Source organism: Streptacidiphilus sp. ASG 303, from assembly GCF_020991365.1.
GTDB lineage: Bacteria > Actinomycetota > Actinomycetes > Streptomycetales > Streptomycetaceae > Peterkaempfera.
Genome location: NZ_JAJLRA010000003.1, coordinates 314,725 through 338,734 on the forward strand (window position 1 = coordinate 314,725; position 24,010 = coordinate 338,734).

A 24,010-nucleotide genomic window follows, 5' to 3' on the forward strand; every position below is an offset into this window, starting at 1 on the left:
CTTACTCTTGTATGCCATGTACTTTGTGTTGCAAAGTTAGGCCTTCGGCGGGCGCGCCCTTCTGGCGGTCCGCCCACGAGCGCTGCCGAAGCGCCGGCCACAAGGGGGAGAGATGAGAACATCGGCACCGAGCGGCGCGGAGCCGGAGCCGAGAGCGGCCGCAGCCGCCCTGCTGGCTGCGACGGAAGGCCTCCGGGCGAGGACCCGTACGCAGACCAACGGGGCATGGACTCCCCTCCTCGGCTTCGGACTCCTTGCACTGGCGGCCGTTCCGGTCGCCCGGTACGCCTTCAACTTCGGAGCCCACGGGCGCTTCATCGGGTCCTATCCGGCCTTTGCCTACGCCGAGCTGACCGGCCTGTGCGTCGTCCACGAGCAGGGAACCCCGTGCCTGAAGGGGGAGTTCGACGGAGCCGTCCTGCGCTTCGTGGCATGGGGCGTGTGGTTCGCGCTCCTCCCCCTCGCATGGGTCGTCTTCGCCCGCTGGTATCGCGTGCGCGGCGAGGCCCGGGGCATCGTCCCCCGACGAGGCATGTGGGTCCGCGTGACCGCTGCGGCCACCACGGTGATCACGGCAGCTCTGGCGGCGCTGCTGTTCGGCAAGGACCAGCCGTGGGAGGCGGCGCTGCTGGAGAACAGGTACGCCTCCCCGTGGTACCTGGTCGGCGTCGGACTCCTCGCCCTCGGCGTTGCCGAACGCAGTTGGATCGCCGCAGCGGCCGGCACTGCTCACGCCCTGCTGCTCACGCAGTACCTGGGAGCCTCCTGGGGCAGCGGATGGCTTCCCTGGCAGCACCCCGCGCACCCCGGCTGGTCCGACGGGCCGCAGGCCAAGGCCCTTCTGCTCGCTGCGATCCCCCTCCTCGCCGGCCTGTACGAGTGGACAGCGGTCCGCCGCCGGGGCGCGCCCGGTGTCGCCGGTGCAGGTACGGTCGTCCCATGAGCGTCGAAGACTCGACCGCTGCGCAGGACGGCCAAGAGGAGCTGCATCCCACCCAGGCGCTGGACGACACCGTCCACCAGCGCGTGCGGCTCGGCGTCCTCACCGTTGCCCGCGAGGCCGACCGGGTCGAGTTCGGCTTCCTGAAAAGGCACCTGGCCGTCACCGACGGAAATCTCTCCCGGCACCTGAAGGTGCTGGAGGAGTCCGGAATGATCACCGTGGAGAAGGGCTACACCGGTCGACGACCCCGGACGTGGGTGACCCTGACCCGTGAGGGCGCGCAGGCCCTGGACGCCGAACTCCGGGCCCTCCGTGCACTCGTGCTGCGCCTCGAGGCTCCCCGCCCCGCGCCCGGCGCAGCCGACTGAACCGCACCCCGGGCACATCACCTCCGTACGAACCGACGCAGTTCGCCCTCGGGCACTGGGCCTCTCCATCCGTTGAGGCGTGCAACGCCACCTGCTGCCGCCCGTTCGCGGCGGTCGAGGAGAAGATCCGCGGAGAGGCCGTCCAGGGGCGTGGGCACCTGGACGAGGCGTGGACGGAGGAGGACCGGCGCACCCGCGGCCATCCGGATCCCACAGCCCGGCCGTAGCCGCCGGCGCCCTCCTGGCGAGACGTATCCGCCGCGTGCCCGCCGCAGGATCCAGCGGGGAGACGCGGGGGCCCGCAGGCGGCGGGCGACGGGCATGCGAAGGGCCCCTGACCGTTGGTGCCGGTCAGGGGCCCTTCGTGCTGCAAGTGGCGGGTGCAGGGTTCGAACCTGCGTAGCTTGCGCGACAGATTTACAGACCGCGCGCCGGACCGCGTCGACCAGCGGTGCTTCGGCTCCGGGGAGGCGGTGCCCCGTGTCTGCCCCATGGAAGCAGTCGGTCGCGGCTTTGCCCGACTGCCCCGATCGGGTCTGGCGGCGGCTCTACGCTGCGTCCTGACCGCTGTACCAAGCCAAGCGCGTAGATGGGGGTTTCGCGATGAGTACGGAGATCGTGGAGTTGGTGGAGCAGGCCGGCCCGTACCTGACGGCGGCGCTGGGCGCCTACGGGGGTGCGGTGCTCACGCGGGCCGAGAGCGCCGCGGCCGACGCCACCGCCAACCTCGGCCGCCGCATCCTGCACGCCGTCTGGCACCGCCGCGGCGCAGACGGACGGGCCGCACTGGAGAGCGCGGTGCAGGACGCCGCCGAGGACACCCAGGACCCAGACGCCGCCGCCGCACTGCGCCAGCAGATCAAGCGAGCCCTACGCGACGACGACGCCCTGCTCGCCGAACTGGCGGACCTGCTGCCCGAACCGTCCGGGACGGTGACGATCACCGCCTCCGGCACCCGCGCCATCGCCGCCCACACCATCACCACCGCCGTCACCGGCGACAACACCCAGATCGGCTAGTGACCAACGACCCGCCGCTCCGGGACACGGGCATCGAAGCATCCGGTGCCCGGTCGATCGCTGCCGGCAGCATCGTTAACGCCCACAGTGGCGACGTCATCAAGCTGCCCGCCGAGGTGCTGAACGCCGCCCGGGACGTCCAGGCACCGCACGGGGCCAGCAACCTGCCCCCACTGGACCTGTGCCTGGGCCGTGACGACGACCTGGTCTGGCTGCGGAAGGCGCTGGCCTCGGACGGTGAGACGGCGATCACTCAGGCGCCGACGATCCACGGGCTGGGCGGGATCGGCAAGAGCACCCTGGCCCTGGCCTACGCCCACCGCCACCGCCGCAACTACAGCCTGGTCTGGTGGCTCACCGCCGACTCCCCCGCGAACATCGAGCAGTCCCTCGCCGACCTCGCCCTGCGCCTCTTCCCCGCCTGGGCCGAAAGAGCATCCGAGCAGGCCCGGGTCGCATGGGCCAAGTCCTGGCTGCAGTGGCACCCCGGCTGGCTCCTGATCTTCGACAACGTCGAAGACCCCAGCCACCTCGACCCCTACACCGGCGACCTCAGCGGCGGCCACCTGCTGGCCACCAGCCGCCGCGCCACCGGCTGGCCCCGCACCACCCCCACCCGCGCCCTCGGCACCCTGCCCCCCGACGACGCCGCAGAGCTCCTGTGCACCCACGCCCTGGACGGCAACCCGCCAACCGCCCGCCAGCTCCACGACGCCCGCGCCCTGGCTGCCGACCTCGGCCACCTGCCGCTGGCCCTGGAGCAGGCCGGCGCCTACCTGCACCAGAACCCCACCATCGGCATTGACGCCTACCGCCGCCGGCTGTCCGTGAAACTGGACAAGGCCGCCGACGGCATCGACGCCGAACGCACCATCGCCCGCATCTGGACCCACACCCTGACGGCCCTCACCACCCGCAACCCGCTCGCCGTCATCGTCCTGCACACCCTCGCCTGGCTAGCCCCCGACCACATCCCCCTCACCCTGCTCGACGGTCTCAGCCCCGACCCGGACGACCTCGGCGAGGCCCTCGGCGACCTCCACGCCTACAGCATGATCACCATCGCCCCCGGCGGCACCAGCATCAGCGTCCACCGCCTCGTCCAAACCGTCCTCCGCCACACCGCAACCACCGAAGACAACCGACCGCCGGCAGGACGGGACGAGGCCGAGCAGGCCCTCGTACACGCCCTGACGGACCAGCCGACACCCGGCACCGGCCCCGCCCCGGAGTGGGACGCCCTGATGCCCCACCTCATCGCACTCGCCACCACCACCCCGGATAGCCACCACTGCGATGCGACCACCGGTCTGTACGACACCGCTGCTCAATACCTCTACCGGCAGGGTCACGACGCCCGCACAATCCCACTACGAGAAGCCGCTCTCACCCAATGGGAGCAAACTCTCGGCGACACCCACCCCGACACCCTGACCAGCCGCGGCAACCTCGCCGGCGCCTACCAGACAGCGGGGAACCTGGCCCGCGCGATCCCTCTGCTGGAGACCACCCTCACGCAGTGCGAGGAGGTCCTCGGCGACACCCACCCCGACACCCTGACCAGCCGCAACAACCTCGCCAGCGCCTGCCAGGACGCCGGCGACTACGCCCGCGCCATCCCCCTGCTGGAGACCACCCTCACCCAATTCGAGGAGGTCCTCGGCGACACCCACCCCGACACCCTGACCAGCCGCAACAACCTCGCCAGCGCCTACCAGGACGCCGGCGACTACGCCCGCGCCATCCCCCTGCTGGAGACCACCCTCACCCAACGCGAGCAGGTCCTCGGCCACACCCACCCCTCCACCCTGGCCAGCCGCGGCAACCTCGCCGGTGCCTACCGGGCAGCGGGCGACCTGACCCGCGCCATCCCCCTGCTGGAGACCACCCTCACCCAACGCGAGCAGGTCCTCGGCCACACCCACCCCGACACCCTGACCAGCCGCAACAACCTCGCCTACGCCTACCAGGCAGCCGGCGACCTGACCCGCGCCATCCCCCTGCTGGAGACCACCCTCACCCAGTGCGAGCAGGTCCTCGGCCACACCCACCCCTCCACCCTGGCCAGCCGCGGCAACCTCGCCGGTGCCTACCGGGCAGCGGGCGACCTGGCCCGCGCGATCCCTCTGTTGGAGACCACCCTCACCCAGTGCGAGGAGGTCCTCGGCGACACCCACCCCGACACCCTGACCAGCCGCAACAACCTCGCCTACGCCTACCAGGACGCCGGCGACCTGACCCGCGCCATCCCCCTGCTGGAGACCACCCTCACCCAATTCGAGGAGGTCCTCGGCCACACCCACCCCTCCACCCTGGCCAGCCGCGGCAACCTCGCCAGCGCCTACCAGGACGCCGGCGACCTGACCCGCGCCATCCCCCTGCTGGAGACCACCCTCACCCAACGCGAGCAGGTCCTCGGCCACACCCACCCCTCCACCCTGACCAGCCGCGGCAACCTCGCCAGCGCCTACCAGGACGCCGGCGACCTGACCCGCGCCATCCCCCTGCTGGAGACCACCCTCACCCAACGCGAGGAGATCCTCGGCCACACCCACCCCTCCACCCTGACCAGCCGCGGCAACCTCGCCGTCGCGTACCGGGCAGCCGGCGACCTGACCCGCGCCATCCTCCTGTTTGAGACTGTCCTCGCCCAATGCGAGGAGATCCTCGGCCACACCCACCCCGACACCCTGACCAGCCGCGGCAACCTCGCCGGTGCCTACCGGGCAGCCGGCGACCTGACCCGCGCCATCCCCCTGCTGGAGACCACCCTCACCCAACGCGAGCAGGTCCTCGGCCACACCCACCCCGACACCCTGACCAGCCGCGGCAACCTCGCCAGCGCCTACCGGGCAGCCGGCGACCTGACCCGCGCCATCCCCCTGCTGGAGACCACCCTCACCCAGTGTGAGGAGATCCTCGGCCACACCCACCCGCGCACCCTGACCACCCGCAACAACCTCGCCAGCGCCTACCGGGCAGCCGGCGACCTGACCCGCGCCATCCCCCTGTTCCAGACCGTCCTCACCCAGCACGAAGAGGTCCTCGGCCACACCCACCCGCGCACACAGAGAGTGCTTGCCAACCTGGTCAGCGCACGGAAGGCGCTCAAAGACGCGCAAGAGTGAGGCGGACGACTCCGGTTGACCCGCAGCGTTACAGGCCGCTTACCGATCTCTCGTGCAGCGTGCCCCGACCTGCAACTACGTCTCGCGTGGCGCGCGGTTCCAGCGACGGTCCGCACCTGGTCCGGATCATGGTTTGCGCTTGACACTTGCATCCATCACCCTATGTGCCGCGCCTGCGACCGCAGGAAAGCGGGAAGTAGGTCCGCTCATGGAGCACCCCCGGCCAGCCCGTCAGCCACCTAGACCGTTGCAATGCTTCCGTTATGCACGTCGGCGCATCATGGCTGAACGCGCCCTCAACTCAGTAGGTTGCTGCCAGAACCCGACACGGCCTGCAACCGTTGTACAGGTGACCGTTCCGGCTCGCCAACGACACCTCACAGGATCCGCGACATAGCACTTGTCTACATCAACCGAATATAGAAAAATAACCAGAACGAGACGCCCCTCAACGGAAGGGAGGCATTTGTGCCAAAGCAACAATTCGCCCGAGAAGCTGACATGCTATCCCAAATCGCCGATCACGCTCGCTACTTGCTACAGCAGTCGGGCGATGTCAATACGTTTTTCGAGGTTCAGGCACCTGCAGGCATCCCCGATGTAGTGCTCGTCCAGTTCAACCAGAGCGAAGTAGCAAAGCGCTATAAATTGGGGCTAGAGCCCGTTCTGGATCTACCCAGCATGTCAGCTCTAATTACCCTGCAAACCCTATCCAGAAAATATGACAGAACAGGAGATGGATTTAAGACATCTCAGATTTCTTCCCTCTCTGGAGTTAGTCCGGGGCACTTGTCTTCTTCAGTTCTGCCCAAATTGGCACATGGGGGGCACCTGGAGCGCGTTAAGCGCGGATACTGGACAGTTACCTATTCTAATAGGAGCCTAGCCCGCAAGATTGTTACAGTTGAGGCAAAAATTCGCGACTGGCGCAGTGGATATTCGCAAACGCTTAGACATAGAATTTCCGCCGACCAAGCGTGGCTAGTCCTGGATTCCGGCTTTGCCAATCCGGCGCTAGCACATTCCGATTGGTTCCGGCAAGGGAGAATCGGCCTTGCCACATTGCATGAAGATCACGGATTGCGGCCTAAGGTAACACCTCCACAAAGGATAGATGTCTCGGCTGCTTATAGGGAACTACTTGCCGAGCGGGCGTTCCTGCTTCACCGTACCGGCCAAGTTAGTGGACCAGTGCAGCATGTATTCGGAGCTCACCTGACTACTACTACAGGATCTGACCCCAGACTGGTAGGTGCCTCGGAACGTTAGCCTGTGCAAGCGGCCGGCCCTCCGTGAACCGTACCGCCGCATCGACGATCCTCCGCACGGCTCCGTATCTACCGCCGCGTTTTGAATCCCTTGCCACAGCGGCCGTTAGCGATCCCATGCTGTGCAGATGATGGAAAGCTGCCAACTCGTGAGACCAGATAGCACCGGATTCCAGAGCTGGGCAGTACGGACAGCTACAGTCAACGTACCCATCGCCCTTTGCGAGAGACCTATGAACGCTGCTCTCAACAGTATGTATGAGCTGACTTTCAAAGTATCGCTCGACTTGCGTTCTGCCTGGGGCACTTCGACGAAACACATACTCAGCGAAAGATTGATCACTGCCGCTAACGCCGATCCCGAAGCCAGTCGCACCGAAGGCCAGGCAAAGCCACCCGGTAAGCCCTGTTTGAGGAAGCAACAACCTGCGATCCTCGTCCAGGCACAGGTTAGAAAGCTTCTTGAGCCCGCGGAGCAGCGATAGGTCCTCTGTCGGAGTGAAAACTCGTGACTGCTCCCATTGCACTCGCACATAGAGAGTGTCGAATTGGTCCTGGTCGACTATTTGGTCTAGAAGCCTGGTCCGCAGAGGCTCACTGGACAGCCAGCGAGCTGGCACGGTGAGGTTCAGGGCGAGCCTCTCTCCTCCGTTGAGGAGTGAAAGAGCCTGGTCTGCCTCCGCGCAGACAGCATCCAGTGATTCCTGTGGCTTGTCTGGATTCAGTGCTCTACCTGGCGTAAGAAGCAGATTAGCTCCAGAGATCCTTTGAGCATCCAAAACACGTGAAACCCAGTCGTCCGCTTCAGGTTCGGACAAATATTTTCCATACTGGAAGGCGCGCAGAGAAATTGGCTCCTGTGACAGGCGAAGAATCTGGGAGTCAAGCAGGTAACAGGCGGGGTCAGCAATCTTCAATGCGGCCGCAGAAGCTTGCTCAAAGAAAGTTTGGTGAGACTTTGTAGTGGCGCTGGAAATACGCGCGATTGCAGCCAGAGAGGCATGCTGTCCGTACGAGGTGTGCAGGTGAGCGAGGAGCCTCGGAATGGACTTAGAGTACAAACGTCCTCGGTGCACCATGTATATGGGCGCGTCACCATCTAGCGCCTCATCCCTGCTCTTCAGCGCCCCGACGGAAGGCGCATTAACTTTCTTCGCACCAGTCGGCGGCTTCTCAAGAACGCTACCGGCTCCAACCCCACTCAGAATCAGGAAACCCTCTCCCGAAGGCAGAGAAACGAACTCTTTTTCGTCGCCTAGATATGACCCCGGATCACGACTCTCCACTTCGCCTGAAGACCAGTCGAGGTCATCTTCCGAGAACCAGTCAGGCTCTTCTCCGTGCACTAGTCCCCCTAGCGTTTATCGCCCAGTCGCGAAAGGTTGCTGTTAGAGCTGCCACGCTCGTGCTCTGCTACGGAAGTGAGGCGATCGAGCACACCACGGATATGTGATGGGCAATCGGTAGGCAACGGGATGGGGCCCTTGGCCAGCCGATCCATTGCCTCATCTATAGTGAATGCCTGGCCAGGCTCGTAAAACGGGTGCCGGCCGCAGATCATTTCCCTAACTGTCACGCCGATCGCCCACAGGTCTGCGGATTTTCGAGCCCTCATACCCTGAAGTTGCTCAGGAGCCATATATGGATAAGTTCCTATGTGGCCGGGGTAGACGGTGATTGTAGATGAATCCAGCTGTTTAGCTAGACCAAGATCCAGCAGCACTGGACTATTCCAGTCCCCCCCACGGAGAACAATATTCCCAGGCTTGATATCCCGATGAATAGTAGAGGCTTTGTGCAGCGCCTGCGCGCCAATCAGCAGACCTTTTAGCAGAGGCTCAATTGAGTTCATCGGAACACGCTGGTTCTGCTGCCTCTTACGCTCAAGGTCACCCCCGCTGATGTACTCAAATCGGAGAGCCGGCCTAACCGTTCCGCCCAGATTGAGCTCCAAGGTTCCCTTGAAGGAAACTACAAAGGGAGAGTCTACGCGCCGGAGTCCTTCGACTTCTCGTTCTATACGGGCTCGCGGATAGTCATCCTTGCAGATTACTTTGATTGCCTCATTTGCAACCCGCCAAGTGTCACCAAAGGTACCCGCGCCTAGGAATGTTGCCTGACACCCTAGTGCTTTACTTACCTCGTCGGCTGAAAATCTGGGCTGTGCGCTTCCGTCGGACATGGCGTGGTCTCGCTCCAACAAGAGTCGGATCTCGACTGGTCAATGTACAGACCTTCACGCCACCTTGACAGCACTCCTGCGCAAGTTGACCGCCTCAGGTGATGATAAATTTTCCACATTTAAGACAAAGTTACACTTTTCATCCAGCCTGGTCTAGTCCAATGGAGCTTTCAACGATCGAACCGCTTGTAAGGCGAACAGGGCGGTGTCCAGCATCGGCTGGCAAGCTGGGCTGGGTGCGCCGCCGCGGGAGCCTCGAAAGGTGGCGAGGGCTATGCGGAGGCTTTCGCGGCCATCAACCGCTTGCACCTGATCCACGCCCCAGCCACCCGTCGGCCTGCCCTCATCCTCCCGCCTTGTGGCACGGAGCGGGCCGTCGCCGGAGCGGGATGCAGGCAGGAGCGACGGCGAACGGCGCCGCGCGGCGCCAGTGCCAGCGAAGTGAGCCTCGAACCCGTGGAGGAGGTTGTTACACCTTGGCGGATCCAGTATCACGAGCTAGTGGTCTACGGATGCTCCACTTACCCGACCTCCCGGAAGGGTCAACGCGTTCGCGAGAGTGTCCATGCATGTGATGACAGCTGTGGCTCCGGCTGTCGTCAGGGCGGAGCGCTTGCCAGGCTTATTCGCAAAGCCGACGACAGCCATGCCAGCCGCCTTGGCCGCTTGAACATCGGTCACTGAGTCGCCCACGAGGACTGCGCTCCTGGGATCCGTGTCGAGTGAGGTTGCTGCGACTAGCAGTGGGTGTGGTGACGGTTTCATCAGGCTTGGCGCTAGGACCGGCCGACCGACGACCTCATGCACTAGCCACACCAAGCCATGCAGAGCCAGGAACGCGTTAACGCACTCGGCCGAGTTGTTGCTGACAACAGCGACCCTGCGGCCTGTGGAGTACGCAGCCGTCAGAGACCGGACAGCTCCAGCGACAGGAGGGCCAGCAACTGCGACGGCCGCCACTTCGGCTGCGGTCAGTGCGCCTTCAACGACCTTTAGGAGGCCTTCACCGCCAGCCTCCGAGATACGATGCACTTCCATGGGGTCATCGGTCGCCTCTGCGTCATGGGCGAGCTCTGGAGCTTGCCGCGCGACGATACCTGCAAGCTCTTTTGCCACCTCGGGTGCTGGCGCCCCTGCAAAGACGTCGCAGATGGGGCCGTCGAAGTCGAACAGGACTGCGTCGGTTGCTTCGACCAAGGCAGTAAGCGCTTCAGTGGCCATCCGGATTGAAGTCCCTTCCGATGGTGTCCCAGACGCTCTCGAACCACATGCGGGCCTGTTCGACCTGCTGGGCCCCTGTCGATGAGTCGCCCTCGTTCACCGAGTAGTGGAACAGGGTGGCGTCCTTACCGACGAGGTCGTAGATCTCGATGGCTTCGCCCTGGGCGACAACCTTATTCGGACGGATCGGGTAGTAGCCGAAGAAGGCGTCCTCGTTGTTAATGACGTAGAGCTTGAAGAACTGAGTGCCGCTGTGCACTCGGACGCTGACGTTGCTCTCCTGGACGAGACCGAGGTGGCTCAACTCGCTTATGGCATCGGAGATGCTGCGGGCATAGTTGACCATGATGCTGTGCATCCGGGTGCGGAGTCGGGGATCGTCCGAGCAGTCCGCTCTGCGGACGGGCGCAGCCTGAGGGACCCCCATGTCGGGGACGAGGATGCGGATGTTGATGCTCGTTGGTGTCAGGCGGCCGACTCGGATCTTGTCGAGCGGTTCCTGAAGGGCTCCGTGGAGAGTTTCGCTGGAGAATCCGGCGAAGTCGATGGAGACGTGGCGGCTGGCGAAAGCCTGCTCGACGTAGGGGCGGAGTCCCGCCGGCCGTTCGGTGCGATTGCGGACGAAGACGCCGCTGCCCTTGCGGGACACGACAAGGCCTTCATCCTCCAAGTCGCGCAGGGCGCGTTGGATCGTTGCCCGCGCGAAGCCGTAGTGCTCGGTCAGCATCTTGTGGGAGGGCAGCTTCTCCCCAGGGGTCAGCTTCTTCGTTCGGATGGCTGCGCCAAGGCTGCGCGAGACCTGCTCGTAGGGCGGGCGGTCGTCGTCCGGGTCCAGGGGCTCAAGGGCGAACGTCATGGCTCGATGCTACGGCGAACATGACTATTTGGACAGCCTGGCTACTCATCTCTTGACGTGGATAGTCATGCTGGCTACGTTGTTCCCGTGCCCACAAGGCTAGCCATGTTGATCAGGTTGGCCGGCGGAACTGCACCTGCAAAGAGGCAGCTCAGGACACAGATTGCGCCCGGAGAACCTCGTGAGACGGGTCCGAAGGAAGCGTCGGTTCTTTGACAACTGCATGGGGATCACGCCGCCTCTCCTCGGCCAAGTAGGCGGCCACGCGGGCTCTGCCCGCGTGAGGTACAGCGCATCCCGACCTCTCCGCGGCCTTGTGGCTGCGGCCGGTTGCCTCCGCCGCTCGTCTCGCACGAGCGGCGCCGAGGGGAGCCGGATCGACCGACTTCAACGGCGCGCGGCCCCGGTGCTGGAACACCGGGGCCGCTGCATGGGCCGTTCCTGCCGAAAGGACGCACGACCCATGAAGGACATCGTCTCAGGTCAGCATGCCGCTACGGCCTCCGAGTTCGCCGAGCTGGCGCTCGGCATCGACACCGAGCTGTTCACCGGCCCGGCCGGCCCCGAGTCGCCCGAGGAGCGGGCGGCCCGGCTGGACGTGGCCGGCGCGGTGCTGGCGGACCTGCGCCGGGAGGACCCGGAGCTGGCCGCCCGCGCCGCGGCCGAGGCCGCCCGCCGGGCCCGCGAGGCCGCCGACGGGGGTGCCCGGTGAAGCGCGGACCGAAGATCCTGCTGGTGCTCGGACTGCTGGCCGTGGTCGGCATGGCGTTCCGGGTCTCCTGGAACGCGCTGCGCGACATCGCGCACGCCATCGGCGCGGACCCGGTCGCCGCCACCGTCTACCCCCTGGTGGTCGACGGCCTGATGGCCCTCGCCCTGGTCGCGGCCCTGGTCCTGCCGGAGGGCGACCGCCGGTTCGCCCTGCGGATCCTGGCCGGGTACACCGCGGCGTCGCTGGTGCTGAACTACGTGCACGGTCTGGTGCCCGGCCTGCACGGTGCCGGTCGGGTGCGGCTGGCCGACTGGTCGCCCGCCAACTGGGCGCTGGTGCTGCTGGCCACCTCGCTGCCGGTCGGCTCCATCTTCTACGGCTCCGACCTGGTCGCCAAGGTCCTCCACCACCGCCCCGCGACCGGCGAAGCACCGCAAACCGGCATGGGTCGGTCTGCCGTTGACCTGGGGCAGCCCGCCGGGGTGCCCGCCGAGCGGTCGGCCGACCGGGCCCTGACCGCGCCGGAGTCCGGGCCGGCGGCGGAGCCCGAGGGAGGCGTTCTGGCCCCGGCCGATCGGCCGACCGGTGCGCCGCGGACGCGACGGCCGCGCAAGCCGACCGGCAGGGTCCCGGCCGCGGCCCGCGGCACCCGACCGCGCCGCACGCCGGAGGAGCTGCTGACCGAGGCCCGGACCGCCACCGCCGCGTGGCCGGTCGAGCGACTGACGGCCGACCGCATCCGGGAGGCCGTCCACACCTCGCCCGCCAAGGCGCGGGTGCTGCGGGAGACGCTGAAGGCCGAGCGCGCCGCCGCCCCGGCCGGGCTGCACCTGGTCACCGACCCGCACACCACCGCCCCCGACACGGCCCCGGAGCCGGAGCCGGCGGCTGTGGTCGCCGCGGCAGGTGAGTGATGGGCCGCCCCCGGTTGTGGGACCCCGGCGGGGAGCGGTTCGGTATGCCGACCTACCCGTGGCGGATGGCCCCGGCAGGGCTGGCCACCCGCCGCCAGCTCCGCGCCGCCGGGCTGCGGCCCGGCGGCCAGCCGGTGTGCGCACAGATCCTGTGGCAGAGCCGCCGCCGGGGCGTGCGTGCCGCCTACCTCTACCGGATCGACCGGGCCCGCCCGGTGCGGCCGATGACCCCCGCCCGCGCCGCCGCCCTGGCCGCTGCGATGCGGGCCCGCCGCACCTGCCCGATCTGCGGGCGGGACGCGGGCTACTGCATCCCGCGCCACCTCGGCATCTGCGTGCCGTGCGCGGATGCCGCCGCAGCCGCGGCCTGATGGAACAGCGCCACCCGATGACCGGCAGCGCGGGGCCGGACGCTTGCCGGCTCCCCGGCCCCGCTACCTCGCTGAGAGAGGCGTTCCCCACGATGACAGAGACCATCGCCGAGCGTGCGGCCGTCGCCGAGACGCCGCCCGCCGACACCTCCACCCCCGCTCCCACGCCGCCGCGTGCCGTGCGAGAGCCGTCCGGGCAGACGGCGGGCGGGCTGCCAGCAGTGCCGCTCGCGGTGGCTACCGCGAACGCCGCCGTCGCGCTGGCCTCCGCCGCCGCCCTGACCACCGGACCGATCGCCGCGCTGACGGCGGCCGGGGCCGCGGCCACCGCCGCGGTCAGCGCCCGCACCGGACGCGCCGCCACCCGCCTCACCCGCACCGCCACCCGCGCCGCCGCGAACCGCACCGCCTCCCCGGCCGGGACGGGCCGGACCGGGGCCCGCCCCGCCAGACCGTCCGGCCGAGGCGGTGCGGCAGGCCGCACGGTCCCGCGGCAGGCCCGCCCCACCACCAGCACCGGCCACCGTGCCCCGGCCCGGGCGGGCGGGAAGCCGACCGCCGGACACGGCCCGCTCTCCGCTCTTAAGAGCAGCAGCTCTGCCGGGCGCCGGGCCGCAAGCACCGCGACCGCGCGGCCGGCCCGGACCCCGGTGGGGGCGGTGCGTGCGCTGCGCCGGGACCATCGGGCGGCGGCCCCGACCCGCGCCGCCCGGCGCACCACCCGCACCGCCTCCCGGCGGCAGGCCGCCGACACCCGCCGCACCGCCAAGGCCCAGGCGCGCGAACAGCGCACCGCCACCCGCGGAGCGGCGGCCCGCACGCTGGCCAGGCCGATGCGGGCCGCCCGCCGCGCCGCCGACACCGCCCGGGGCAGGGCCCGGGCGACGGCCGACCGCCGCACCACCGGCCGGGTCACGGCGGCGCGGGGCGAGGCCCGCAAGGCCCCCGCCCGCCGCCACGCGCGGCAGCAGCTCCGGCGCTCCGCGGCACGGTTCCACGGCCGGCGCCTGCTGGCGGCGCTGCTGGCCGGCCCGGTCGGGCTGCTCGGCATCCTCACCACCATGCTCGGCCGCAAGCTCGGCCTGCCGTGGCTGATGCACCCCGGCCGCCGCCTGTACCGGCGCCTGACCGCCACCGCCCGCGCCGCCCGCACCGGGCGGGACACCGCGATCCGCACCGACCTCGCCAGCGCGGAGGAGGCCGCGGACGCCGCCGCGCAGGAGACGGACGCCCCGCCGGTCGGGGAGTCCGTGCCGCGGGCCCCGAAGCACCACACCGCCCACCTCGCCCAGTCGACCCAGGGAGAGCACGTGTCCAGCACCGGTTTCAACTTCGACGAGGCCGCCTCCGAGATGTACGCCGCGGCCACCTCCTTCGAGCCCGACGGCATGATGCAGGTCCTCGCCTCCATGGAGTCCATGCCCGAGGCGCTGACCTCGGTGGCGAACACCTTCCGCATCCTGGCCGAGCGCTGCGACTCCGAGTTCCCGCTGGACTCGGCCGTCGGCGAGGCCCTGAACGAGGTCTACGAGCGCCTGATGCAGGCGGTGACCGCGTCGGAGGAGGTGGCCAAGACCTTCCGCACCCGGCACGAGGGCGACATCGCCCGCCACGAGGACCCCCGCACCGGCGAGGACAAGTGGGACACCCACAACAACCAGTGACCAGCGCCGTCCCGGGCCGCCCCGCACACCGTGCGGGGCGGCCCGCCCCCATCCCCGCCGCCATGACTTGTCTCGGGAGACCCGCATGGGAGCCCAGCCCCCGCACAGCCTGAACCTGACGAACCTGCCCAAGCCCAAGCCGTCCCGCCGCGGTCGGCGGGAGTGGATGCCGCCGCTGGACTGGACCGCAGGCCACGGCCCCGTCACCGGCGCCCTGTCCGCCACCACCGGCGCCGCCGCCGTCGCCCTGTTCGGCGCCGCCACCTCCATGCCCCCCGGCTGGCCGATGGCCGCCGGCGCCGCCGGGGCCCTCGGCCACGGCGTCGGCCACACCCTCATCCGCCGCATGACCGGCCGCACCCTGGCCACCCGCACCGCCTCCTGGCTGCTCGCCGGCGGCTGGACCACCTGGGCCATGACCACCGGCCCGCTGTCCTGGGCCGCCGCCGGCACCCTCGCCACGCTCGGGGTGGGCATCGGGGCGATGGCCTCCCACGCCGCCATCTGGGAGGAGGCGGTGGAGGAGGAGCGGATCAGCGCCGAGGCCCGCGAGGCCGCCCGCAAGCTCTCCGCCGGCCGCGAGGCCGTCGCCCGGGAGTGGGAGGCCCGCATCAAGCGGGTCACCGGCATCGACGTGCGCGTCTTCGCCGTCGAGACCTGGGCCACCGGCGCCGGGTTCTCCCTCGCCGCCGAGCTGCCCGGCGGCGCCGCCACCTGGGACCGCATCGCCGCCGCCGCCCGCGCCCTGGCCACCGACGCCCGCCTCCCGCTGGGCTGCACGGTGGGGGTGGAGGAGGGCGACCGGCAGGGCCGCGTCGTCCTCGACATCGCCACCCGCAACGTCATGGCCGGCAGCTACGACTACCCCGACGACTACTCCGCGCTGTCGATCCTCACCGGCATCCCCTGGGGACTGCTCCCCAACTCCGAGACCGTGCAGGTGGTGCTGCGGGAGGCGTGCGCGCTGATCCTCGGCCCGCCCGGGGCGGGCAAGTCCACCTTCCTCGACGTGGTCCTCGCCGGATTCGCCCGCTGCACCGACGTGCTCACCTTCCTGGTCGACCTCAAGGCCGGCGCCGCCGGCATGTCGTGGGTCCGCCCCTGGCTGGAGGCGCTGGGCCGCGCGCGGACCAAGCCCGGGACGGCGCGCCCGCCGCAGGGGACACGGCCGGGGGTGGACTGGCTCGCCGCGACCCCGGAGGAGGCGCTGCGCATGTTCAAGGCGGCGCTGGCCATCAACGCCGCCCGGCAGCTCGGCTACCAGGACCTGATGGACCGGGAGGACACCACCCTGCTGCCCGTCTCCGCGGCGGTGCCGCAGATCATGATCGTGGTGGACGAGGGCGCCGAGCTGCTCTCCGCCACCTCCTTCCGCGACCCGGTGATGAAGGCGCTGCAGGAGGCGGTGAAGAAGACCATGCGCACCACCCGCGCCATGGGCATCCGCCTGGTCCTCACCGCCGTCGACGGCAACGTCTCCGCCCTGGGGGACACCTCGGTGCGGAAGTTCTCCCCGGTCGGGGTGGCGCTGACCTCAGGGGAGTCCAGCGGCAACAACCTGGCCAAGCTCTTCCCCGCCGCGAAGGCCGACACCCGCCAGCTCACCGCCAAGGGCTGCGGGGTGATCGGGCAGGCCGGTGCCGACGGGTTCGCCCCCACCGGCTTCAAGGGCTGGCGGACCAGCCCGGCCATGGTGCGTCAGGTGGTGCTGGCCACCAACGACCGCCGCCCGGTCCTCGACCCGGTCTCCGCCCGCGCGGCGGGCGAGGACTACGCGCGGCGCTGGGAGGCGGACCGCGCCGGATGGCTCTGGCAGCACCCCGGCAACGACACCGGCGAGGAGACCGGCCCGAAGGACGACTCGGTCTACGCCGCCGAGCCGCCCGCTCGCACCGGTGGGCTGAACCTCTCCTACCAGCGCCCCGCCCCCGGCCCGGCCGAGGACGCGGACGCGCTCGCGGACCGGTTCATGCGCGAGATCGACGCCACCTACGGCACCACCGACGAACCCCACCCCACCCCGCCGCAGCCCGAGCGCCCGCCCGGGCTGAACCTCTCCTACCAGCGCCGCCAGCCCCCGCCGCAGAACGCCGCGGCGGGCGGGCCGGACTGGCTGCCCGAGGCCGTCGCCCTGATCGCCGCCGCCGGCCCCGCCGGCATGAAGCCCTCCGCCGTCGCCGACGCCGTCGGCCGGGACCGCAAGACCGTCCGAGCCGCCCTGCGGGCCGCCGCCGACCGCGGAGAGCTGGCCTACCGGGACAACGGCCCGCACTCCGTCTACGTCCACCCCGACCACACCTGAGAACCAGTCACGCACAGCTACCGGGTAGTGGGTAGTGGGACACACCCCACTACCCACTAGACCACCCCAGTAGAGCCCATGAGGGCCCTCACGGGCGGCTTTTAGCGGGAACCCCACTACCCACTACCCGGTACCCACTACCCAGTACGGCCACGCTCCGTGACGAGCGCGGCCCGCCCCGCCCTGCCCGCACACCGAAGAGAACCGGAGTCCGCCGTGCTCGTCACCCTGTCCACCGCGTTCCTGTTCGCCGTGATCACCGGCGTCCTGATCTGGGCCCGCCGCGTCACCCTCGGCACCGCCGCCATGGTCTGGCTCTCCGGCTTCACCATCGCCGCCACCGGCCTCGCCGGCCCCGTGAACGCCGCCCTCGCATCCGTCCTCACCGCCCTGACCCGCCTGCACTGACCGGAGGAGACCCGTGGACACCGCACCCGCCCCCCGCACGCCCGCCGACTCCGTCTACCGGCCCCACCCCCTGCCGGGCCCGGTCGCGCTCCGGCAGGACACCGACCGCGTCATCCTCCCCGCCGCCCTCGCACCCGAGCACCTCGCCCTGCTGCTCGCCCCCGCCACCCCCACGCCGGCGCCGGTGGACACCCGGCTCTCCGGGCGGGCGAAGGACGCCGCGCTGGTCGCCGTCTCCGGCGGCCTCGGCGTCGGGGCGGCCACCGCGGGGGTGGGCTACGGCGCCGGAATGATCGCCTCGGCCTCGGAAGGACTCATGACCGCCTCCCTCGCCCTCGCCCTCGGCTCCGCCTCCGTCACCGGCCTGGTGCTGTTCCTGCGCACCGCCTTCGGCCGCAGCCACAGCGGCGGCGGGGCCGACGGGCAGGCCGGGCCGCACATCACGCAGAACATCACCGCCACCGGCCTGTTCGGCCGCGCCCACGGCACCATCACCCGCCGCTGACCAGCACTCCACGTACGGGCCCCGGGACGGCCACAAGCCGCCAAGCATCGCACCGCCCCGGGCCTGCCCTCGCTCATCACGAGACAGGAGCCACCAGGATGCACCCCAGCACGCCCGAGCCGCACCCCGCGGCGGACCTCGGCACCCTCTACCGCGCCTACCGCGCCCACGTCCTCGCCCAGGCCCGCGCCGCCACCGGGCCCGACCTGGCGGAGGACATCGCCTCCGAGGTGTGGGCGGAACTCGCCGCCTCCCCCCGGCCGCTGGACGACCCCGGGCACCTGCACGCCTACCTGGCCGTGCTGGTGCGGCACGCCGCCGCCGACCACTACCGCCGCGCCTCCGCCCATGAGATGCCCACCGCGGATGACGCCCCCGCCTGGCACCGCGCCACCGCGCCCTCCGCCGAGGACACCGCGCTCGCCGGGCCCGCGCGGGAGGAACCGGGCATGCCCGTCGGGTGGCGGGACGCCATGGAGGCCGCGCTGACCGGGCGGCAGCGCTCGGCGCTGCTGCTGCACTGCGAGGGCCTGTCCCAGCGGGCGATCGCCGCCCGCGAGGGCTACGCCCCCGCCACCGCCTCCTTCCACGTCCGCCGCGCCGTGGTCTACCTCCGCGCCGCCCTGACCGCGTCCGGGGCGGGGGTGGCGGCGTGAGCGCCCAGGAGCTGTTCGCCGCCGCCCGACCCGCCGCCGCCTGGCTGCCGAAGCGGCCGTGGAACGGGCTGACGGTGCTGGACGCCTACTGCTGCCAGGGCGGCGCCGGCCTGGGCTACCACCTGGCCGGGTTCCGGGTGCTGGGCGTCGACCTCGCCGGCCAGCCCCGCTACCCCTTCCCCTTCCTCCAGGCCGACGCCGTGGACTTCATCCGCGCCCACGGCACGGAGTTCGACTTCATCCACGCCTCCCCGCCCTGCCAGCACGACAGCGACTGCCAGCGCATCCAGGGCAACGACCACCCCGACCTGATCACCCCCACCCGCAAAGCGCTCGAAGCCACCGGCCGCCCGTGGGCGATCGAGAACGTCCGGGGCGCCCTGCCCAAGCTGCGCGGCCCCGTGATGCTCTGCGGAGCCGCCTTCGGCCTGGAGACCTACCGCCACCGCTACTTCGAAGCCGGCGGAGGACTCCGCCTGCCCCAGCCCCCGCACCCCGGGCACACCGCGCCGCAGGCCAAGATGGGCCGCCCCATCCCGCCCGGCCACTACGGCCAGTTCGTCGGCAACTTCTCCGGCGTCGACCTCGCCCGCCGCGTCATGGGCGTGCCCTGGATGAACCGCGACGGCATCCGCGAGTGCATCCCGCCCGCCTACACCCGCTTCATCGGCCGCAGCGCCGCCGCGCACCTCACCGGCACCCTCCGGGAGGCGGCGGCATGAGCACCGTCCACCTGCAGACCGCGCTGGAGCTGGCCGCGGCCGGGCTGCCGGTGCTGCCCCTGCGCGCGGGCAAGGTCCCGTTCGGGAACTGCCCCGCCTGCACCCGCGGCGCCTGCGGCGGCCGGCCCGCCATGAAGACCCCCGGCCCCTGCTCCTGCCCGGCCCCGTGCCACGCGTGGGCCGCCGCCACCACCGACCCGGGCGTCATCGCCTCTGGCGCCTGGGCCTCGGCCTGGCGGCGGGCCGCGGCCGTGGCCTACCACCCCGGCGGGGCCGGGCTGACCGTGGTGGACCTCGACAATGCGGCGGCCATGGCCTGGGCCCGCGAGGCGCTGCCGGCCACGCGGACCGTGCCGACGACCCGCGGGGAGCACTGGATCTACCGCGGCGCGATGGCCCCGGCCAACAACGTCCGGCCCGGGGTGGACCTCAAGTCGCTCATGTCCTACGCCCGCTGGCTCGGCCCCGGCACCGGCCCCCTGGCCGACCTGCCCGCAGCCGTCCGCGCGCTGGTTGTGAAGGAATCCCCCATGGCCGGTCCGGTGCGGCAGGGCATCGCCGTGCCGGTGCCGGCCGGGGGCGGGCGGTGCCCGCACCGCACGCCCGCCTACCTGGAGCGGGGCATCGCCATGGCCGAGCAGCGCATCACCCAGGCCGCCGCCGCGGTGCACGCCACCGTCTACCGCACCTTCCTCGCCGTGCTCTCCACCCACGGCCGGTGCGGCTGCCTCACCCAGGCGCACACCGCGCGGCTGTTCACCGCCGCCCAGGCCAGGGGCGAGTCGCCCCGGCACTGCGCCGACGCCTGGACCAACGCCCGCACCCGGTTGGGACTGTGACCATGTCCGAGGACGAGAAGACCCCCGCGCGCGAGGTCATCGCCGACTACGCGCAAGCGCACTTCCGCTACTTCCGCACCGCCGACGGCACCGTCTACGCCCAGAGGAACGGCCACCCGGTGGCCCGCCCGATCCGCTCCCAGGGCACCACCGGCAGCCACCGCCAGGAACTCATGGTCGGCCTGTACAAGGACGGGCTCGGCGTCTTCAACGGCACCGCCCTCAAAGAGGCCCTCGACCTGATCGAAGCCCTCGCCCTGACCGAGGACACCGAAGCCGTCCACATCCGCGTCGCCCCCGGCTTCGACGGCGCCACCTGGCTGGACCTCGGCCGCAGCGATGGGCAGTCCGTCCGCATCCACCCCACCGGGTGGGACATCCGCACCCCCGACCCCCGTGAGGTGTGCTGGCGCCGCACCCAGCTCACCGGAGAGCTGCCCCTGCCGGCGAAGGACACCGACGGCAAGGGCATCGACCTGCTGCTGCGGCTGTGCAACTTCGGCGGCGCCGCCACCGAGTGCCTGGCCCTGGCCTGGCTGATCGGCTGCCTCGGCCCGTCCGTGCCCGTCCCCGCCCCCTTCCTCACCGGCCCCCAGGGCGCGGGGAAGTCCACCGGCGGGCGGATGCTCGTGCGGGTCATCGAGGGCATGAGCGGCGACCTGCGCCGGGCGCCGAAGGACGAGGAGAACCTCATCGCCGCGGTCGCCGCCGGATGGGTCACCGCCCTGGACAACCTCTCCCACATGACCCCCGACCTCTCCGACGCCATGTGCTGCATCGTCACCGGAGCCGAGAACGTCAAACGCGCCCTGTTCACCGACGGCGACGTCTTCCGCGCCCGCTACCGCCGCCCCCTGCTGCTGACCGGCATCGACGTCGGCGTCATCCGCCCCGACCTCGCCGAACGCCTCCTGCCCCTGCGCCTGGAACGCCCGCGCGTGCGGCGCACCGAGGCGGAGCTGTGGGCGGAGTACGCCCAGGCCCTGCCCGTCATCCTCGGCTCCCTCCTCGACCTCACCGTCAAGGTCCGCGCCGCCGAGGCCGAGACCCCCACCGACCTGCGGATGGCCGACTTCGCCCACCTGTGCGCCCAGCTCGACGCCGCGACCGGCTTCGGGGCGCTCGCCGCCTACCGGGCCAGCCTGGACGACCTCAACGACGACGTCATCGAGGGCGACCTCCTCGCCCAGACCGTCCTCAGACACGCCGACACCCTCGACCCCGGCACCGCGCAGCGCATGACCTCCACCGAATGGCTGGCCTGCCTCAGCCGCCTCTACAGCGGCGACGACGGCCGCCCCCTGCCCAAGGGCTGGCCGACCACCGGCAAAGTCCTCTCCGACCGCCTCAAACGCCTGCAACCCACCCTCGCCGCCCGCGGCGTCCTCATTGAGTCCGGCCGAACGAAAGAGGGCCGCTACCTGGAGATGGCCCGACCGGCGCCCACCGCGCCCCCGCACGAGCAGCCGCCGCTGCTCTAGCCCCGGGCCGCCGCCCGAAAGGCAAGAAGAGCACCGGCGTCCGCACGGCGCGTGCTCCTCTTGCTGTTCGGCGGCGGAGCCGCCCCAGAGTCGCGCCGCGCAGCGGCTCCTTCTCTCCGCTCTGAGCGGGCCTTACCACTTACAGAGACCCCCTCTTTTTCCTAAGTAGGAAGACGCTGCGTCACCTGCGTCACCGGCGCCGAAAAACGGCCCCTGACCTGCGGCAAAGGGGGGTGACGCAGACGGCCGCGCCTGCGTCATCCTGCGTCATCTGCGTCACCGGCCGCGTCACGGTGACGCAGCCGGTGACGCGCCGGTGACGCAGGCCCCTGCCGCTGCGGCACCCAACACCGCAGGTCAGAGGCCCGGGTGACGCTGATGACGCGGTGACGCAGAAATCCCCACCTCGGACAGGTACGGGTCTCCGGCGCCGCCTGCCAGGCGCCGACCGACGCCGCCAAGGCAAGCCACACCCGAAGGGAGACCGTGCGCATCCGCCTGCACGGCACCGAAGACGAGTGCCGTCGCACCGCCGCCGCCCTCGCCACCGTCGTGGACATCCTCGACACCAGCCGCCCCTACCCCGACCGGCCGCCCTCCCGTCTGGTCCGGCTTTACCTCACCACCACCCCGCCCGCCGAGCAGCACCTCCCGAAGGAGACCTGAGCATGGCCAAGCCGGAGTCCTTGAAGCTCTCCGAGGTACTGGAAGAGATCCGCATGTCCCGCGCCGCCTTCTACCGCATGCGGGCCCGCGGGCAGGCCCCGAGGATCCACACCCTCCCCAACGGGCATATCCGCATTCACCGCGCCGACCTGGACGCCTGGTGGGCCAGCCGGGCGGAGACCGCCGCCTGATCTGGGCGGACCAGCATCGCGGGGCCCGGCGCCTGCCGGGCCCCGCCTTCGAGAGGAGATCCACCACCTTGGCCAAGCCGACCTATGACGTCCGCATGTGGGCGATCCGGCAGCGCACCGACCGCAACCAGACCTCCGCCGAACTGCGCTGGAAGGTGGGCGGCACGGCCCACTCGGCCACCTTCCGCACGAAGACCCTGGCCGACGGCCGCCGGGCTGAACTGATGCGGGCGATCCGGGCCGGGGAGCCGTTCGACGAACTGAGCGGACTCCCCATGTCCGAGATCCGGGCGCGCGACGACGTGAGCTGGTACGTCCACGCCCGGGACTACATCGAGATGCAGTGGCCCACCTCGCCCGCGAAGACGCGCACCACCTTGGCCGATGCCCTGGCCACCGCCACGCCCGTGATGGTCTCCTCCCACCGCGGGATGCCGGAGCCCGCGGTACTCCGCACTGCTCTGTACGGCTGGGCCTTCAACGTCAACCGCTGGCGGGACGAGCCGCCGGAGGAGCTCCGCAAGGCACTGGAATGGGTCGACCGCAACGCGCTGCCCATGAGCGCGCTGGACGACCCGCTCCTGATGCGGCGGGTGCTCACCGCCTTCACGCTGCGCCTGGACGGGAAGCCGGCCGCACCTTCCACGGTCCGCAGGAAGCGCGCCATCTTTCACCACACCCTGGGCTACGCGGTGGAGGCCCGACGGCTGCCGCACAATCCGCTGTCACAAGTGCAGTGGAAGGTTCCCCCCGCGGTGGAGCAGGTAGAGCCCGCGTGCGTAGTCAACCCGCGCCAGGCGCGCGAGCTTCTGGAGGCCGTCCGGGCCCAGGGGAAGCGAGGCGTGCACCTGGAGGCGTTCTTCGGCTGCCTCTACCACGCCGGGCTGCGGCCGGCCGAGGCCGTGTGGCTTCGCGCGCCGAACTGCGACCTCCCCGCCGAAGGCTGGGGGAACTTGGTCATCGACGGTTCACGGCCCCGTGTGGGCCGTTCCTGGACCGACGGCGGCGCCGCTCACGACCAGCGCGGGCTCAAGTGGCGCCCTCGCAAGGAGACCCGCAGCATCCCCATCCCGCCGGTCCTGGTGGACCTGCTGCGCCGGCACATCGAACTCCACGGGACCGGGCCGGACGGCCGGCTGTTCCGAACGGCGCGGGGCGGCATCGTGCAGGAGAGCGGCTACGGCGTCGTCTGGGCCAGGGCCCGGGAAGGCGTGTTCACCCCGGCGCAGGTGGCCTCTCCCCTCGCCTCCCGGCCGTACGACCTGCGCCACGCAGCGGTCTCCCTGTGGCTGAACTCCGGGGTGGATCCGGCGGAGGTGGCCCGACGGGCGGGCCACAGCATCGCCGTGCTGCTGCGGGTCTACGCGAAGTGCCTGGACGGGGCGACGGCCCAGGCCAACCAGCGGATCTCGCAGGCCCTGGAGAAGTGGGGGCAGTAGGCGAGGCTCGCCCGACGCTGCCCCACGGATGCCCCACACGCACTGGTCAGCACCGAAATTCAGGTGAGACAAGCCGGGACAAAAACACCCATTCGGCCCACAGGCCACCGTCGGGCCGACCCGGGAACGAGAACGGCCCCTGACCGCGTTTCCG

General features: G+C 70.4%; 21 protein-coding genes. 18 read left to right on the top strand and 3 right to left on the bottom strand.

Translation table 11 applies throughout. The features are described from left to right. Positions 1-112 precede the first annotated feature (112 nt). From LO771_RS06270 to fxsT, 4 genes are all read left to right on the top strand, one after another. On the top strand, positions 113-943 hold the full coding sequence (locus LO771_RS06270) for a hypothetical protein (protein WP_230648859.1): 831 nt from the start codon (positions 113-115) through the stop codon (positions 941-943). Then, a complete protein-coding gene (locus tag LO771_RS06275; RefSeq protein WP_230648861.1) occupies positions 940-1,311 on the top strand; it encodes a transcriptional regulator in 372 nt (123 codons plus the stop codon). Before LO771_RS06270 ends, LO771_RS06275 begins: the two co-directional genes overlap by 4 nt. Before the next feature lie 603 nt (positions 1,312-1,914). Beyond that, positions 1,915-2,331 (top strand): hypothetical protein, encoded by a 417-nt coding sequence (locus tag LO771_RS06280; protein WP_230648863.1) that lies wholly within the window; start codon positions 1,915-1,917, stop codon positions 2,329-2,331. Further along, positions 2,331-5,459 (top strand): FxSxx-COOH system tetratricopeptide repeat protein, encoded by a 3,129-nt coding sequence (gene fxsT, locus LO771_RS06285; protein ID WP_230648865.1) that lies wholly within the window; start codon positions 2,331-2,333, stop codon positions 5,457-5,459. The genes LO771_RS06280 and fxsT overlap by 1 nt, the downstream gene beginning before the upstream one ends. Positions 5,460-8,081: 2,622 nt before the next feature. On the opposite strand, the gene LO771_RS06290 is transcribed toward fxsT, so the two are convergent. The 3 genes from LO771_RS06290 to LO771_RS06300 form a co-directional block, all read right to left on the bottom strand. Further along, positions 8,082-8,909, bottom strand: coding sequence for a serine/threonine-protein kinase (locus LO771_RS06290; protein WP_230648867.1), 828 nt, complete (start codon positions 8,907-8,909; stop codon positions 8,082-8,084). Between the two features lie 498 nt (positions 8,910-9,407). Continuing rightward, a complete protein-coding gene (locus LO771_RS06295) occupies positions 9,408-10,130 on the bottom strand; it encodes an HAD family hydrolase (protein ID WP_230648869.1) in 723 nt (240 codons plus the stop codon). After that, complete coding sequence (locus LO771_RS06300) at positions 10,120-10,986, bottom strand: winged helix-turn-helix domain-containing protein (protein WP_230648871.1); 867 nt, start codon at positions 10,984-10,986, stop codon at positions 10,120-10,122. Before LO771_RS06300 ends, LO771_RS06295 begins: the two co-directional genes overlap by 11 nt. 463 nt (positions 10,987-11,449) lie before the next feature. Between LO771_RS06300 and LO771_RS06305 the strand changes: the two genes are divergently transcribed. From LO771_RS06305 to LO771_RS06370, 14 genes are all read left to right on the top strand, one after another. Continuing rightward, complete coding sequence (locus LO771_RS06305) at positions 11,450-11,698, top strand: hypothetical protein (protein WP_230648873.1); 249 nt, start codon at positions 11,450-11,452, stop codon at positions 11,696-11,698. After that, positions 11,695-12,612 carry a DUF2637 domain-containing protein gene (locus LO771_RS06310; RefSeq protein WP_230648875.1) on the top strand — a complete coding sequence of 306 codons (918 nt, stop codon included), beginning with the start codon at positions 11,695-11,697 and terminating at the stop codon, positions 12,610-12,612. Before LO771_RS06305 ends, LO771_RS06310 begins: the two co-directional genes overlap by 4 nt. 44 nt (positions 12,613-12,656) lie before the next feature. Then, positions 12,657-12,983, top strand: a complete 327-nt coding sequence (locus tag LO771_RS06315; protein ID WP_230648877.1) for an RRQRL motif-containing zinc-binding protein — start codon at positions 12,657-12,659, stop codon at positions 12,981-12,983. 92 nt (positions 12,984-13,075) lie between these two features. After that, a complete protein-coding gene (locus LO771_RS06320; RefSeq protein WP_230648879.1) occupies positions 13,076-14,647 on the top strand; it encodes a hypothetical protein in 1,572 nt (523 codons plus the stop codon). Positions 14,648-14,732: 85 nt separating this feature from the next. After that, positions 14,733-16,949 carry a hypothetical protein gene (locus tag LO771_RS06325; RefSeq protein WP_230649092.1) on the top strand — a complete coding sequence of 739 codons (2,217 nt, stop codon included), beginning with the start codon at positions 14,733-14,735 and terminating at the stop codon, positions 16,947-16,949. Positions 16,950-17,165: 216 nt separating this feature from the next. Continuing rightward, positions 17,166-17,357, top strand: coding sequence for a hypothetical protein (locus LO771_RS06330; protein WP_230648881.1), 192 nt, complete (start codon positions 17,166-17,168; stop codon positions 17,355-17,357). Positions 17,358-17,370: 13 nt separating this feature from the next. Continuing rightward, positions 17,371-17,862, top strand: coding sequence for a hypothetical protein (locus LO771_RS06335; protein ID WP_230648883.1), 492 nt, complete (start codon positions 17,371-17,373; stop codon positions 17,860-17,862). 98 nt (positions 17,863-17,960) lie between these two features. After that, complete coding sequence (locus LO771_RS06340; protein WP_230648885.1) at positions 17,961-18,518, top strand: RNA polymerase sigma factor; 558 nt, start codon at positions 17,961-17,963, stop codon at positions 18,516-18,518. A 44-nt stretch (positions 18,519-18,562) separates the two neighbouring features. Continuing rightward, complete coding sequence (locus LO771_RS06345; protein ID WP_230649079.1) at positions 18,563-19,240, top strand: class I SAM-dependent methyltransferase; 678 nt, start codon at positions 18,563-18,565, stop codon at positions 19,238-19,240. After that, complete coding sequence (locus LO771_RS06350) at positions 19,237-20,079, top strand: bifunctional DNA primase/polymerase (protein WP_230648887.1); 843 nt, start codon at positions 19,237-19,239, stop codon at positions 20,077-20,079. The genes LO771_RS06345 and LO771_RS06350 overlap by 4 nt, the downstream gene beginning before the upstream one ends. A 2-nt stretch (positions 20,080-20,081) precedes the next feature. Continuing rightward, positions 20,082-21,560: an ATP-binding protein gene (locus tag LO771_RS06355; protein WP_230648889.1), complete on the top strand. Its 1,479-nt coding sequence runs from the start codon at positions 20,082-20,084 to the stop codon at positions 21,558-21,560. Between the two features lie 486 nt (positions 21,561-22,046). Continuing rightward, positions 22,047-22,226, top strand: coding sequence for a hypothetical protein (locus LO771_RS06360; RefSeq protein WP_230648891.1), 180 nt, complete (start codon positions 22,047-22,049; stop codon positions 22,224-22,226). Between the two features lie 2 nt (positions 22,227-22,228). Next, on the top strand, positions 22,229-22,417 hold the full coding sequence (locus tag LO771_RS06365; RefSeq protein WP_230648893.1) for an AlpA family transcriptional regulator: 189 nt from the start codon (positions 22,229-22,231) through the stop codon (positions 22,415-22,417). Between the two features lie 95 nt (positions 22,418-22,512). Then, the gene (locus LO771_RS06370) at positions 22,513-23,856 is read left to right on the top strand and encodes a tyrosine-type recombinase/integrase (protein ID WP_230649080.1); all 1,344 of its coding nucleotides are present in this window, start codon (positions 22,513-22,515) and stop codon (positions 23,854-23,856) included. Positions 23,857-24,010 lie beyond the last annotated feature (154 nt).

Excerpts from the sequence above, each read along its gene's own strand:
- LO771_RS06270 (WP_230648859.1), top strand. The coding sequence starts at position 113 with ATGAGAACATCGGCACCGAGCGGCGCGGAGCCGGAGCCGAGAGCGGCC.
- LO771_RS06275 (WP_230648861.1), top strand. The coding sequence starts at position 940 with ATGAGCGTCGAAGACTCGACCGCTGCGCAGGACGGCCAAGAGGAGCTG.
- LO771_RS06280 (WP_230648863.1), top strand. The coding sequence starts at position 1,915 with ATGAGTACGGAGATCGTGGAGTTGGTGGAGCAGGCCGGCCCGTACCTG.
- LO771_RS06290 (WP_230648867.1), bottom strand. The coding sequence starts at position 8,909 with ATGTCCGACGGAAGCGCACAGCCCAGATTTTCAGCCGACGAGGTAAGT.
- LO771_RS06295 (WP_230648869.1), bottom strand. The coding sequence starts at position 10,130 with ATGGCCACTGAAGCGCTTACTGCCTTGGTCGAAGCAACCGACGCAGTC.
- LO771_RS06300 (WP_230648871.1), bottom strand. The coding sequence starts at position 10,986 with ATGACGTTCGCCCTTGAGCCCCTGGACCCGGACGACGACCGCCCGCCC.
- LO771_RS06305 (WP_230648873.1), top strand. The coding sequence starts at position 11,450 with ATGAAGGACATCGTCTCAGGTCAGCATGCCGCTACGGCCTCCGAGTTC.
- LO771_RS06315 (WP_230648877.1), top strand. The coding sequence starts at position 12,657 with ATGCCGACCTACCCGTGGCGGATGGCCCCGGCAGGGCTGGCCACCCGC.
- LO771_RS06320 (WP_230648879.1), top strand. The coding sequence starts at position 13,076 with ATGACAGAGACCATCGCCGAGCGTGCGGCCGTCGCCGAGACGCCGCCC.
- LO771_RS06325 (WP_230649092.1), top strand. The coding sequence starts at position 14,733 with ATGGGAGCCCAGCCCCCGCACAGCCTGAACCTGACGAACCTGCCCAAG.
- LO771_RS06340 (WP_230648885.1), top strand. The coding sequence starts at position 17,961 with ATGCACCCCAGCACGCCCGAGCCGCACCCCGCGGCGGACCTCGGCACC.
- LO771_RS06350 (WP_230648887.1), top strand. The coding sequence starts at position 19,237 with ATGAGCACCGTCCACCTGCAGACCGCGCTGGAGCTGGCCGCGGCCGGG.
- LO771_RS06355 (WP_230648889.1), top strand. The coding sequence starts at position 20,082 with ATGTCCGAGGACGAGAAGACCCCCGCGCGCGAGGTCATCGCCGACTAC.
- LO771_RS06365 (WP_230648893.1), top strand. The coding sequence starts at position 22,229 with ATGGCCAAGCCGGAGTCCTTGAAGCTCTCCGAGGTACTGGAAGAGATC.
- LO771_RS06370 (WP_230649080.1), top strand. The coding sequence starts at position 22,513 with ATGTGGGCGATCCGGCAGCGCACCGACCGCAACCAGACCTCCGCCGAA.